Annotated in this window: 8 protein-coding genes; 3 read left to right on the top strand and 5 right to left on the bottom strand. The window is 45.2% G+C overall.

The window, feature by feature from the left end; translation table 11 throughout:
- Positions 1-1,020 carry an OmpA family protein gene (locus ACSX1H_RS06610; RefSeq protein ID WP_439183049.1) on the bottom strand — a complete coding sequence of 340 codons (1,020 nt, stop codon included), beginning with the start codon at positions 1,018-1,020 and terminating at the stop codon, positions 1-3.
- Between the two features lie 255 nt (positions 1,021-1,275).
- Here ACSX1H_RS06610 and dxs point away from each other — a divergent pair, with 255 nt between their 5' ends.
- A complete protein-coding gene (dxs, locus tag ACSX1H_RS06605; RefSeq protein WP_439183048.1) occupies positions 1,276-3,183 on the top strand; it encodes a 1-deoxy-D-xylulose-5-phosphate synthase in 1,908 nt (635 codons plus the stop codon).
- A 191-nt stretch (positions 3,184-3,374) separates the two neighbouring features.
- Here the strand turns inward: dxs and alaS are convergent, their stop codons facing one another.
- On the bottom strand, positions 3,375-6,011 hold the full coding sequence (gene alaS, locus ACSX1H_RS06600) for an alanine--tRNA ligase (RefSeq protein ID WP_439183047.1): 2,637 nt from the start codon (positions 6,009-6,011) through the stop codon (positions 3,375-3,377).
- A 123-nt stretch (positions 6,012-6,134) separates the two neighbouring features.
- Here alaS and ACSX1H_RS06595 point away from each other — a divergent pair, with 123 nt between their 5' ends.
- Entirely contained in the window at positions 6,135-7,109 is a 975-nt protein-coding gene (locus ACSX1H_RS06595; protein WP_439183046.1) for a M23 family metallopeptidase, read from the top strand.
- A 253-nt stretch (positions 7,110-7,362) separates the two neighbouring features.
- Here ACSX1H_RS06595 and ACSX1H_RS06590 read toward each other — a convergent pair whose 3' ends face one another.
- Positions 7,363-8,469, bottom strand: a complete 1,107-nt coding sequence (locus ACSX1H_RS06590; RefSeq protein WP_439183045.1) for a C1 family peptidase — start codon at positions 8,467-8,469, stop codon at positions 7,363-7,365.
- Positions 8,470-8,553: 84 nt separating this feature from the next.
- Positions 8,554-9,951: an aminopeptidase P family protein gene (locus tag ACSX1H_RS06585; RefSeq protein WP_439183044.1), complete on the bottom strand. Its 1,398-nt coding sequence runs from the start codon at positions 9,949-9,951 to the stop codon at positions 8,554-8,556.
- Between the two features lie 255 nt (positions 9,952-10,206).
- On the opposite strand from ACSX1H_RS06585, the gene hutU reads away from it, so the two are divergent.
- Positions 10,207-12,213, top strand: coding sequence for a urocanate hydratase (gene hutU, locus ACSX1H_RS06580; protein ID WP_439183043.1), 2,007 nt, complete (start codon positions 10,207-10,209; stop codon positions 12,211-12,213).
- A 58-nt stretch (positions 12,214-12,271) separates the two neighbouring features.
- Here the strand turns inward: hutU and ACSX1H_RS06575 are convergent, their stop codons facing one another.
- Positions 12,272-13,723, bottom strand: coding sequence for a hypothetical protein (locus tag ACSX1H_RS06575; protein WP_439183042.1), 1,452 nt, complete (start codon positions 13,721-13,723; stop codon positions 12,272-12,274).
- Positions 13,724-13,778 lie beyond the last annotated feature (55 nt).

Raw genomic sequence — 13,778 nt, 5'->3', positions numbered from 1 at the left:
CTACTTATCTAATTCTAATAGTTCTAAAACTTCGACCCACCTTGGTGTTAAAATCACTTCGGTTCGTCTGTTTTTTTGCAAAGCTGCCGGGGTACTGCCTTCAAGTACTGGAATATACTTGCTTCGTCCGGCTGCTGTGATGCGACGAGGGGATATTGAGCTGTTCTCAAGTAATATTCTCACCACCGAAGTAGCCCTTTTAACACTTAAATCCCAGTTGTCTTTGAGGTCGCCTCTTCCGTTGTATGGCACATTGTCTGTGTGACCTTCCACAAGTATGTCAACATCGTTATTTTGCTCCAGTACACCCGCAATTTTTTGAAGGGCTGAAACGCCATGCTGATTAACGGTATACTTTCCCGATTCGAAGAGTAGTTTTTCCTCAAGGGAAACGTATACTTTCCCATTTTTCATGTGCACCTGAAGTTCATCGCCCGAAAAACCGGTCAGGGCATCATTAATGGTTTGTTTAAGCGTGCGCATGGCTTCATCTTTTCGGGTCAGCAGCTCTTCCAACTCTATCAAGCGCTGGTTTTGTTGCCTTAGTTGCGCTTCTGCCTCGGTCAGCTCTCTTTGGGCTTGTTCCAGGCTTCTTTGCTTTTGGGCCAGGGCCTGTTCTGCCAGTACCAGCTCATCTTCTCTTTTTTGCAGGTTTTCCTGAAGCTGCTGCAGGTAGGTCAGTAACTTTTGGTTATTCACATCACTATTCGACCGCGTTTTTAGTCCGTTTAAAACGTCTGCATAGTTTTTATTGAGGTCATCATAACGGTATTGTAATCTTTTATACTGTCGTGCCAGCCGCGCGGTATCCTGCACCAGCAGTTCAACTTTGTTTTGGTAGTGTTCAAGCTTAGCTGCTAACTCATCAGTTTGTACTTTAAGCGCATTATTTTCTTTCGTGGCCAGCTCGGCTGTTTGTTCCAATTGCTCATTTTCGGCGGTTACTTCCTCAAATTGCTTAAGCGGTACACAGCCCACCAGTATGGCAGTGATTGATAATATGTAAATCTTTTTAATCATGTTAAGGTTGTTTTCAACTCAAAGATTGAAAAAAAAGCTGAAAAGCTCGCAATCGCCAGCCGTAAATATGCTGCTCAATAGCCATTACCAGCTTTAAAAAGGGGAAAGTTACTTACGCATTTGCCTATTCTAAATTAGGGCACATTAAAAAAATGAAATTGGCATATGTATGCGCTTATAACCCCATTCTTATTATCTTTGACCTGTTAACTACACTTTGGAACACAATTGGAAGCAGCTCACGAACTTAAAGATATGAACGAAGGCCTTAGCCGCTTGTTGGATAGGATTAACTCTCCTGAAGATCTCAAGCGGGTAGGAGAAGAAAACCTGCCACAAGTATGTAACGAATTACGGGAGTTTATCATCGATGCCCTCTCGTGTAATCCCGGGCACTTTGGTGCCAGTCTTGGGGTTGTTGAGCTCACCGTAGCTTTGCATTATGTGTACAATACACCCGAAGATAAAATTATTTGGGATGTTGGTCATCAAGCTTATGGACACAAAATTTTGACAGGCCGGCGTGATGTGTTTCATACCAACCGGAAATTTAAGGGACTAAGTGGTTTTCCCAATATTTTTGAGAGTGAATACGATGCCTTTGGTGTTGGTCACTCCTCAACCTCTATTTCGGCCGGGCTCGGAATGGCGGCCGCTGCTGCCCTGGATAATGATCCCAACAAGCACGTGGTGGCTGTGATTGGCGATGGCGCCATGACGGCCGGTATGGCTTTCGAAGGACTGAACAACATGTCAGCCTTAAAGTCGAACATGCTGGTAATTCTTAATGATAACAACATGGCCATTGACCCCGCTGTTGGTGGCTTTAGCGAATACCTGGTCGATATTGCCACTTCGCAAACCTATAATAAGTTTCGTTCGGAGGCCTTCAAGATGCTGGAGAAGATGAAGTTGACGGGGCCTCGCTCGAAGGAGATGATTACCAAGCTGAACAACTCGCTTAAGAACCTGCTGACAAAGCAAACCAATATTTTTGAAGGACTTAACATTCGCTATTTTGGGCCTGTGGACGGCCACGATGTGGGCCACTTGCAAAGAGTTTTAAGCGATTTAAAGGATATCCCGGGGCCAAAGGTATTGCATGTAATCACCAAAAAAGGTAAAGGCTTTAAGTTCGCTGAAGAGAACCAGACGGCCTGGCACGCTGTTGGGGATAAATTTGATAAGATAACAGGGCAAAAGCTGGCTATTATGTCGTCCATTCCCAAGCCCCCAAAGTTTCAGGATGTATTTGGTCATACGATTGTTGAACTGGCCGAACAGAACGAAAAGATAGTGGGAATTACGCCAGCGATGCCAACAGGCTGTAGCCTGAATATAATGATGGAGAAAATGCCCGACAGGGCTTTCGATGTTGGGATAGCCGAACAACATGCTGTCACCTTTTCAGCGGGATTAGCTATTGAAGGCTACACCCCGTTTTGTAACATCTACTCATCGTTTATGCAGCGCGCCTATGATCAGGTGATACACGATGTGGCTCTGCAAAATCTCAATGTGGTATTTTGCCTGGATAGAGGCGGTTTAGTAGGTGCCGATGGCGCCACGCATCATGGGGCTTATGATCTGTCTTATATGCGTGGAATTCCAAACTTGATTGTTTCTTCGCCAATGGACGAGGAAGAGCTGCGTAACCTAATGTATACCGCTCAGTTGCCTAATCAGGGGCCTTTTTCTATTCGTTATCCACGTGGCAATGGCTCGCTCATAGACTGGCAGCGCCCCATGCAGGAAATTAAGATTGGAACAGGCCGCAAGCTAAAAGATGGAAAAGATCTGGCCGTTGTAACCATTGGTCCGATAGGTGTGAAGACCAGCCAGGTGATAGAGAAGCTTGAGCAGCCGGGTGTTTCGATTGCCCACTACGATTTGCGTTTTGTAAAACCGTTGGATGAAGCTCTTTTGCACGAGCTGTTTAGCAAACATTCCAAAGTTATTACCATCGAAGATGGCACCGTCATCGGAGGAATGGGGAGTGCTGTGTTGGAGTTTATGGCCGATAATGGTTATTCAGCTCGCATTAAGCGTTTGGGTATCCCCGACAAGTATATCGAACACGGCACACAAACAGAACTTTATGGGGTTTGTGGATTCGATAAAGGGGGCATTGAAGCGGCCATGCGTGAGATGTTGGCAAAGTAGCCTGCAGGCAAGGGCAGGGGACGTGTAGTTGCCTGTTTTCAAATTCCCTCCGAAAGAGGGGAGTTCCCATTTCTTTAGAGTCAGACAAATAAGTAGGCTGCTAAGAGGCCATAAAAAAAGCTCACCGCAAATAGTGAGCTTTTCAGATCTGTTATTCCTTGGCTAAACTGTTAACAGCTGCCATTGATTTTTTAGTTTTCCAACTGGTTTTTAATAATTGCTACTGCTTCTTCAACAGCCACATCTAAGCCATCAAGGTTTTTACCACCTGCTGTTGCAAAGAAGGGTTGTCCACCGCCGCCGCCTTGCATCTTCTTGGCTGCTTCCCGCACAATGGCGCCGGCATTCAGACCGCGTTCTTTTACAAGGTTGTCAGATACCAGAATGGCCAGTTGCGGTTTGCCATTGACATCGGCTCCTAATACAGCTACTACATCGTCCATTTCTTGCTTAATTTGAAAAGCCAGATCTTTCAACGAGTTCGCCAGCATTGGTTTTACTCTTGTTGCAATAATTTTTATTCCCAGCGTGTCCACAGCGCTATCAATAAGGTCGCGCTTCTCAATGGCCATAATGTTTTTACGCATTGCTTCGGCCTGCGAGCTTAGCTTGCTGTTTTCATTCATCAGGTTTTCAACATTTTTCTTTAGGTTGGCCGGGTTTTTAAACATTTCGCCCAGCTCTTTCATTAATGAAAATTGTTGGTTAATGAACTCCTCAGCTTTAACGCCAGTAAGCGCTTCGATGCGGCGAATGCCTGCAGCAATAGACGATTCAGCAATGATTTTAAAGAAGCCCATCTGACCAGTTGCCTTTACGTGGGTACCACCACACAGCTCTACTGAAGAGCCAAACTTGATGGCACGTACCAAATCACCATATTTCTCACCAAAGAGAGCCATTGCACCCATTTCTAAGGCTTTGGCATGAGGAATTTCACGCATTTCTTCTAAAGCCATGTTCTGGCGAATTCGTTGATTAACCAAGGCTTCCACCTGGGCAATTTCGTCTTCGGTTACTTTCTGGAAGTGGGAGAAGTCGAAGCGCAGATAGTCGGGGTGAACCAGCGAACCCTTTTGCTCAACATGCTCTCCCAAAACTTCGCGTAAGGCTTCGTGCATCAGGTGAGTGGCGGTGTGGTTATTGGCTGTATTTTGGCGTGCCTCTTCGTTGACAACCGCTTTGAACGCACCGTTGAGCTCACTTGGCAGTTGGCGGGCGATGTGAACAATAAGGTTGTTCTCCTTTTTGGTGTCAATGATGGCTACCTTTTCATCCCCTTTTTGAATGAAGCCGGTATCACCAACTTGTCCGCCACTTTCGGCGTAGAATGGTGTAATATTAAACACCAACTGGTAGAGTTCTTTATTTTTTTGCTTGATTTTGCGGTAACGCGTAATGAACACTTCCGTTTCCAGGTAATCGTACCCAATAAATTCCTCGTGATCATCCTGCTGGAGTACCACCCAGTCGTCCGTTTCTATGGCAGAGGCATTTCGGGCACGCTCCTTTTGCTTATTCATTTCCTCTTCAAACTCTTTCCGGTTAACAACCAAGCCATTTTCCTTCAGAATTAACTCAGTTAAGTCAAGCGGAAAGCCAAAAGTGTCGTAAAGTTCAAAGGCTACAGCACCACCAACCACCACGTATTCATTGGCCTTGGTTTCGGCAATAATTTTATCGAGCATGCTGATACCCGTTGAAAGCGTTCGCAGGAAGGACTCTTCCTCCTCCTTGATGACTTTTTCGATCAGTGTTTTTTGCGCCTCAAGTTCCGGATAGGCATCGCCCATGGTTGCAATCAATACATCAACCAATTTGTAAACAAAGGCCTGCTTGCTGTCTAAAAAGGTATAGCTGTATCGAACAGCACGGCGCAGGATACGGCGAATGACATATCCGGCTTTATTGTTGGAGGGCAGCTGTCCATCGGTGATGGAAAAAGCAATGGTACGCACATGGTCGGCTACCACACGCATGGCAATATCTACCTCTTCGCTTTTGCCATATTCAAAGCCCGACAGCGCTGCAATTTTTTGAATGATTGGTGAGAAAACATCACTGTCGTAGTTGGATGTTTTTCCCTGAATAACGCGTACCAGACGCTCAAAGCCCATGCCTGTATCAACGTGTTTGTTGGGCAGTGGCACCAATTCGCCATTGGCCATGCGGTTAAACTGGATGAATACCAGGTTCCAAATTTCAATGACCTGTGGGTGATCCATGTTGACCAATGATTTGCCATCAACTTTGGCTCGCTCATCATCGGGTCTTAAATCGATGTGTATTTCTGAGCAGGGGCCGCATGGTCCTGTTTCACCCATTTCCCAGAAATTATCCTTTTTATTTCCGTTGATGATTCGCTCTTCGCTAATCCATTGCTTCCATGCATCTGCAGCTTCATCATCACGTCCCACGTTATCCTCTTGGCTGCCTTCAAAAACAGTGACGTATAGCCTTTCCTTATCTATTTTCAGCACGTCGGTAAGGTATTCCCAACCCCAGGCAATCGCTTCTTTTTTAAAATAATCACCAAACGACCAGTTGCCGAGCATTTCGAACATGGTATGGTGATAGGTGTCGTGGCCCACTTCTTCCAAATCATTATGTTTACCCGAAACGCGCAAGCATTTTTGGGAATTCGTAACGCGTGGACTCTCAGCAGGATGGTTGCCCAAAAAGATATCCTTGAATTGGTTCATCCCGGCATTGGTAAACATTAAGGTAGGGTCATTTTTCACCACCATAGGAGCCGAAGAAACCACTTTGTGTTGCTTCGAATTAAAAAAATCAAGAAAACTTTTCCTTACTTCAGACGCCGTCATCATATACGTAGTATTTATATTTTCGAGGTTATAGTAAACAAAATTAGCCTTGCAAAGTTAGATTATTTAAGTAATTTTGGGGCGATTAGTGCCCGATTTTTATAACAAAAGTAAAACATATGGTCTATGTCAAGAGTTAAGTATCGATATAATCCTGAAACGCTTAGCTACGATAAAATAAATAAAGGTTACAAATACTACATATCCAGAGCATCCATCTACTTCCTTTTTATTCTTTTGGTTGGGATGCTGACCTACTTCATTTATCCTTATGTGTTCCAGAGCCCTGTTGAGAAGCGTCTGGAGCGGGAGAACCAGCAGCTGTTGACACAGTATGATATAATGAATAAAAAGCTGGATCAACTGGAGATGGTGTTGGAAGACATTGAACTGCGGGATGAAAATATTTACCGCACCATTTTTCAGGCAGACAGTATCCCAAGCAGCATTCGACGAGCCGGGTTTGGAGGCGTTAACCGTTACCGTCATTTAGAAAGCATGGATAATGCAGAGTTGGTGGTTAATACCGCCAGACGTTTGGATATTGTTATGAAGCAGCTGTATGTGCAATCAACTTCCTTTGATGAGGTGATTTCATTAGCTAAGCGCAAGGAAGAGATGTTGCGTTGCACACCGGCCATTATGCCGATTTCCAATCGCGATTTACGCCGCACAGCGTCTGGCTGGGGGTACCGCATTCATCCTATTTATAAAGTGAAACGTTTTCATGAGGGGATGGATTTTTCGGCCCCAACGGGAACAGATATTTATGCCACTGCCGATGGTAAAGTGACAAAAATAACCAATGAGAAAACGGGTTACGGAAAACGTATTGAGATAGACCACGGATTTGGCTATAAAACACTCTATGCCCACCTGGATGAGTTTAATGTGAGAAAGGGGCAAACAGTTAAACGAGGTGATGTGATAGGCCACGTTGGAAATACCGGCGGAAGTACTGCTCCGCACCTGCATTACGAAGTGCATGTGAAAGGTCGTAAGGTGAATCCTCAGCATTACTATTTCCAGGAAGACCTAACGGCTGAAGAATATGACAAGATGATTCAGATATCGTCCAATTCCAATCAGACATTTGATTAAAAAAAGAATATTGACATATATAAGAAAGAGGTGGCCTAATGGTCACCTTTTTTATTTATAACAAAGAGCGATTGTGTTAAGGGAAATGTGAATAAAAGGCGGGTGAATCCTGACGAGGACACTGTAATTAATTCTTAGGTCAGTAGATGGAGGGCGCGGAGAGCAAACTTTGTAATCACTCGTTCTATCAATGATGGGATACAAAAAAGGTGGCCGTAGCCACCTTGAAATATTAATCGAGTTGTCCTCTATTTTATTTAATGCCCAACTGCTTTTTAATGGCTTTGGGCAGCGCATCTTTATGCACCATGATAGCCACTGTATGCAGGCGCATGTAGCTTTCTGACATGTACAGGTATCCTTCATAAGCCCCGCGATCAGTGCCCCAGCTGTTTTTGGTTTTGTAGTAGGGCGTGCCGTTTTGATCTTTCGACAGACCAGTGATGTGCATCAGGTGATCGTCGGTTGATTGCCACGATAAGAATGCCTCTTGGCGTACTTGGGGCGTAATCATTTTTTCTTCTTGTGGGGCGAAGCCCAGGTCTTCATCAGCCGGCACAATGGCAGCACCCAATTTGTGCGAGAAGAATTTTTCGCTTACATCGCCGTCCCATACAAAGGAGTAGCCATTGGCTAAAGCATTATCCATCACTTCCATCAGCTCGTTTAATGGAAGGTTGTAATACTGGTCGTTGCTCCAGTTGTCGGGCACTTCCAGGCTAAAGGCTTTGTAATAAGGATGATGAGTGTAAGAGGTGAGCTCTACATAATCATCTGGATTGATTTTCATATCTTGAGCGTACTGCTGAGGCGTTTTACCTTCTACTTGTGCAGGTACCTCGCCCAAATAAATATCCAGAATAGCATCCTGCACTTCGTACCACACTGGTGACGGCGCTGCTTTACGGCCTTTAATGTAATTGTCAAGCAAAGCTTTCTGCGAAGAGACTAATTCAGAGTGGTTATGTGGTTTTGATACATCGCGGCGCCCCGGGTAGGCTGCTTCTGTGGCAATACCATGCTGGCGAATAACATTTATTACATCATGCGCCTGACCACCTTCACTGAAGTTTCCTTTGCCGTGGGCCATCACATATAAACGCGCTTTCTCAGGATAGACGTAGCGTACAAAGTACATTTCCGACAGATCCAGTTCGGGACCACCTAAACGGATGATCTCTGTTTCGACAAATGAGGTGGTGCTGTACGACCAGCAGGTGCCTGTGCGGTCCTGGCTTTTAACTGCCGTAGTTGTAATATCGTGCACCGGGGTAAACTCGATGGTGCTTTTTTGTTCTTCTTGTGCTACAGTTCCAATCGCTATTGCCGTAGCTAAAAATAGTAGTTGTAATTTCTTCATGATTTACTTTTAAAAACGATTCATCTTTTGATGGTCAGAGGTCAGTAGTCCATTATACTACTGACCTCCGACTAATTCTATAAACTATTTCTTTCCTTCACGAACGGTGGCTTCAACCTCTTCCACAGTAATAGGAATGCGTTCGCCTAAGATACGGCAGCCATCTTCTGTTACCAGGATGTCATCTTCTAAGCGCACACCACCAAAGTCTTTGTAAGATTCTACTTTATCGTAGTTGATAAACTCAGTGTGTTTTTTCTCCGCTTTCCACGTGTCGATTAATGCCGGAATAAAGTAGATGCCTGGCTCATTGGTAACACAGAAGCCGGGCTGCAGCGTGCGGCCTAAGCGAAGTGCGGATAAGCCAAACTGAGAGCTTCGTTCCATCTCGTCCATGTAACCAACCAAGGTATCGTTGTAATCTTCCATATCGTGCACATCCAAACCAATCATATGGCCCAATCCATGTGGGAAGAACATGGCGTGTGCACCTGCTGCCACTGCTTCATCTACGTCACCTTTCATCAGGCCAAGGTCTTTGAGTCCTGAGGCAATAACGCGTGCAGCTACCAGGTGAGCTTCTTTATAGGTTACACCCGGCTTGGTGGCCTCGCGGCTAATGTTGTTGGCATCGACCACGATTTGGTAAATCTCCTTCTGGCGTTGTGTGAATCGGCCACCCACAGGAGAGGTACGTGTATGATCGGTGGCATAGTGCAGAGGTGATTCGCTACCGCCATCCACCAATAATAGATCGCCAGTTCGCAGGGTATTACTGTGGTCGTGGTTATGCAGGGTTTCACCTCGTTTACTGCAAATAATAGGGAACGATACCATACCGCCTCCACTCATGGAGATGCCTTCCATCGCCCCGGTAATAGCCTGTTCAGTAACGCCGTCCTGTGCCATGCGCATTGCAGTGGTATGCATCTGGTAGGCCACGGCCATATGGCGTTCCATTTCTTCAATTTCGCAAGGTTCTTTAATTGAGCGAATCTCAATACAGGCCTTGGTGAGCTCCAGCGATGTTTTGCTTTGTACTTCGTTATGGCGACAGCCTAACAGATCTGCGAGCCACATGATATTTTCACCTCGGTAAGGCGGATTGAAATGCACCGGACGACCTGCTTTCAGCGCATCAGCAATCATAGTTGCCAAATCAGCCATGGGGCGCGTATTTTCAACACCAACCGAAGCAGCTTTCTCTGCCATAGTTGGTTGTGGACCCATCCAGATGATGTGACCCAATGAAATATCATCACCAAATAAATACTCTTTATTATTATCAATATCTATAACGGCTGCGTGGTCTTGCAGGTCAATGCCAAAGAAATACAAGAAAGTACTATCCTGACGGAAATGATAAACATTGTCCTTGTAGTTCATGGGAACATCGGTATTTCCCAACATCAAAATTAATCCCGACTGCACTTTTTGTTGCAGCCTTTTTCGTCTATTGATGTACGTCTCTTTTGAAAACATATTAGTTGGTTTTTTGAAATTGGATTTCAATATACAGTTTTTAAAAATAAACAGAAACGATAATTGTCACCTTGGTATTCTGGTGTTAACCCTTCGTTGTGAGTATATTGTTTATTTGAAGCTTAATGGTGTATAGTTTTGAAAAAGCTGTCAGCTTTTTCAAAACCTGATTTTACTCAATTTGCCTTTTGTCATGTATATAAGCTCAATATGGTTGTAATTTCGCTCTAAATCGAAAAATAAAACTTACTACCTATGGATATACAAGCTTTTCAGGCAGCTATTTTAGAAGGAATTCCTGAAGTGTTGCCAGCTCCTAAGGCTTATGACCCTAATATTAACCATGCGCCTAAGCGGAAGGAGATTTTATCAGCAGACGAGAAAAAACTGGCGCTTAAGAATGCGTTACGATATTTTCCGGAGACCCACCATGCTGAGCTGGCACCTGAGTTTTTACAGGAGCTCAATACTTATGGTCGGATTTATATGTATCGCTTGCGCCCCGATTATGAGATGAAGGCCCGCCACCTCGATCAGTTTCCTCATCAATCGAAGCAGGCGGCTGCTATCATGCTAATGATTCAAAATAACCTGGATTATGCAGTGGCGCAGCACCCGCACGAACTGATTACCTACGGAGGTAACGGAGCCGTTTTCCAAAACTGGGCGCAATACCGCTTGTGCATGCAGTATCTGGCAACCATGACTGATGAGCAAACTTTAGTGATGTATTCGGGTCATCCTATGGGTTTGTACCCATCGCACAAGGATGCACCTCGCGTGGTGGTAACCAACGGAATGATGATTCCTAACTATTCCAAGCCGGACGACTGGGAGCGTTTCAATGCCTTAGGTGTTACACAATATGGTCAGATGACGGCCGGATCGTTTATGTACATTGGTCCGCAGGGAATTGTACACGGAACCACGATTACGGTGTTAAATGCCGGACGTAAGATTTCGGGAGGTAAATCTGATTTAGCCGGTAAGCTGTTTGTGACAGCCGGACTGGGCGGAATGTCAGGGGCTCAGCCCAAAGCGGGCAACATTGCCGGATGCATCAGCATCACCGCCGAAGTGAATCCAAAGGCCACACATACCCGTCATTCGCAAGGTTGGGTCGATGAGGTAATTGAAGATTTAGATGAACTGGTAGCTCGCGTTGAAAAGGCAAAAGCAGGCAAGGAAGTGGTGTCCATCGCTTATCAGGGTAATGTAGTGGATGTTTGGGAAAAGTTTGCCGAAGAAGGTATAAAAGTGGACTTGGGGTCCGACCAGACTTCATTGCACAACCCATGGGCAGGCGGATATTATCCGGTAGGCTTGTCGTTCGAAGAGTCGAATAGACTGATGGCTGAAGATCCGGACTTATTTAAAGAGAAAGTACAGGAAAGTTTGCGTCGTCATGTGGCGGCGGTTAATAAGTGCACCGATAACGGCATGTACTTTTTTGATTATGGCAATGCTTTCCTATTGGAGTCGAGCCGCGCAGGAGCCGATATTCTGGATCAGAAAGGCGATTTTAAATACCCGTCTTACGTTCAGGATATTATGGGGCCAATGTGTTTCGATTATGGGTTTGGTCCTTTCCGTTGGGTATGTGCCAGCAACGACCCAAAAGATCTGGAAACGACCGATCAGATTGCTACCGAAGTGTTGGAAGAGTTGAAGAAGGAATCACCTGTTGAGATTCAGCAGCAAATGGCGGATAACATCCACTGGATTAAAGAAGCAGGCAAAAATAAAATGGTAGTTGGGTCTCAGGCACGCATCTTGTACGCCGATGGCGAAGGGCGTATGCGCATTGCGGCAGCCTTTAACAAAGCCATTGCCGAAGGACGTATCTCAGCACCTGTTGTATTGGGCCGTGACCACCACGATGTGTCGGGGACCGATAGTCCTTACCGCGAAACATCGAACATTTATGACGGTTCGCGTTTTACAGCCGATATGGCAGTTCAAAATGTGATTGGGGATTCGTTCCGCGGTGCTACCTGGGTGTCAATTCACAATGGTGGCGGCGTAGGATGGGGCGAAGTAATCAACGGCGGTTTTGGCATGGTGCTCGATGGCTCTGATGATGCACACCGTCGACTGACCAACATGCTTTTCTGGGATGTGAACAACGGAATTTCCCGTCGCAGCTGGGCCCGTAACGAAGGAGCCATTTTTGCCATTCAACGGGCGATGGAGGCTAATCCTCAGTTAAAGGTTACTATACCTAATCTGACGGACGATAAGTTCATCGACAGCTTATTCTAGGATTCGTTTAGCTTACTATAATTGTGTTGGGCTTGCCGTGGGGCAGGCCCTTTTTTTGCTACTGTGGATCAATTAATAGCGAGAGGGCAGAAATTTTGTTTTTGATATCACTCTTGTACTGACCATTGTTTAGCTCTGAAGCTTGGCGAAGGTAGTTTTTGGCCGCTTGCACTTGCTGCAATTCAATGGTAATGGAGGCTGCCTCTAAAGCCGCATAGGGGCCAATATAGCGCTTATCCGATTGGCACAGCTCAATCACAGTGCGGTAATTGTTTAAGGCCATTTGGGGCTTATTTAGCGCGTGACTGATGCGTCCGAGCCGGTAGTGGTATTCGGGATGATAATAGGTGCTTAATGAATGAATATCGATGGCTAGCATGAGTTGGTGGGCTTGCTCAAAGTCACCACCGTCAAATAGCAGGCGTGCTTTCAGCAAACCAGCCGGCTCTGTTTTTAATGCAGGGGCCTCTTTTACTGCTTGCTTGTCATTGGAGGTTGGCAGACGTTTTTGTTGCAGTATTTGATTTGTTATACTGTCGCGTTGCTGGGTATTCTGATGGATATGATGCCACCACGCCCTTCGCAATAAAGCATCAGTTTGGAAGGATTGGCCGCTGAAGGATGTTCGGAATGCTTGCAGGCTCTCCAAGGACTTTTTATTCAACTGGTTGAGCTGAAGGCGGCCTTTATTGTAATAGAGTAATGGAAATTTAGGATAGATGCTGTCTGGTAAAGCATGAAGGTACTTAATGCCACTGCTTGCCATCTGCTGCTGAACAGCCAGCGAGCTTACTGTAAATGCCAGAATGGGAGAAGGATTGCCTTTTGAAGTGTCCATCAACTCCATAACCTCTTTATGTGTGGGATTACCGAATTTAAGAAGGCAATAGCTATAAAGAACGAGCGCTTCCTCCAATTCGCCTTTTCGGAGGTGGCAGTTATTAATATGCTTCTTTAGCAGTGTAAGACCATCGCTGGCATCGCAATTTAAACCGAATAAGGAGGTCCAGAACTGATATTGTTCGGGTATCTGTTTGAAAAACACTCTGAAAATACCCTTAAGTTTTTGATGGTTATCTGTAAAATCGGTACTGTCGGTTTTGGTAAAGAGGCGATGAGCCTTATAGAACGAGACTAACCCATCGCTAAAAGCTTCATTATTCCAGTTAATAAGACTTTGCTGAATCAACAGGGTAGTGAGCATCAGCTTGAAACGATCATCTGTTTCAAAGGCTTTTTCAAATTGATCTAAGCCGTTGAAGAATTGGTCGGCCAGGATTTTTTCTTCAGAGGCCTGATAGGCGATAAATAAGCTGTATAATCGCAGGTATTCCTGTTCAATGGAAGATATTTGAGAGGAAAAATTAGATTGTTTTGCAGCTAACGGTGTCTGATATATCTGCCATAATTGCTGCTGGCCTTGAGCGGATAAAAAAGCCTTTTCCTGTGCAGGAGCCTGCAATGTTAACAGGGCTAGCAAGAAGGCGCTCAGGATCAGGTTTCGTTTCATGCTATAGTTTTGTTTAAAAATAGCAAAAGCTCCCAACAAAAACAGCCGGAACGTG

The organism is Carboxylicivirga taeanensis (assembly GCF_051851475.1).
GTDB classification, from domain to species: Bacteria; Bacteroidota; Bacteroidia; order Bacteroidales; family Marinilabiliaceae; genus Carboxylicivirga; species Carboxylicivirga taeanensis.
The sequence above is the reverse complement of the archived record's forward strand: the minus strand, read 5'-3'. Positions and strand labels throughout refer to the sequence as shown.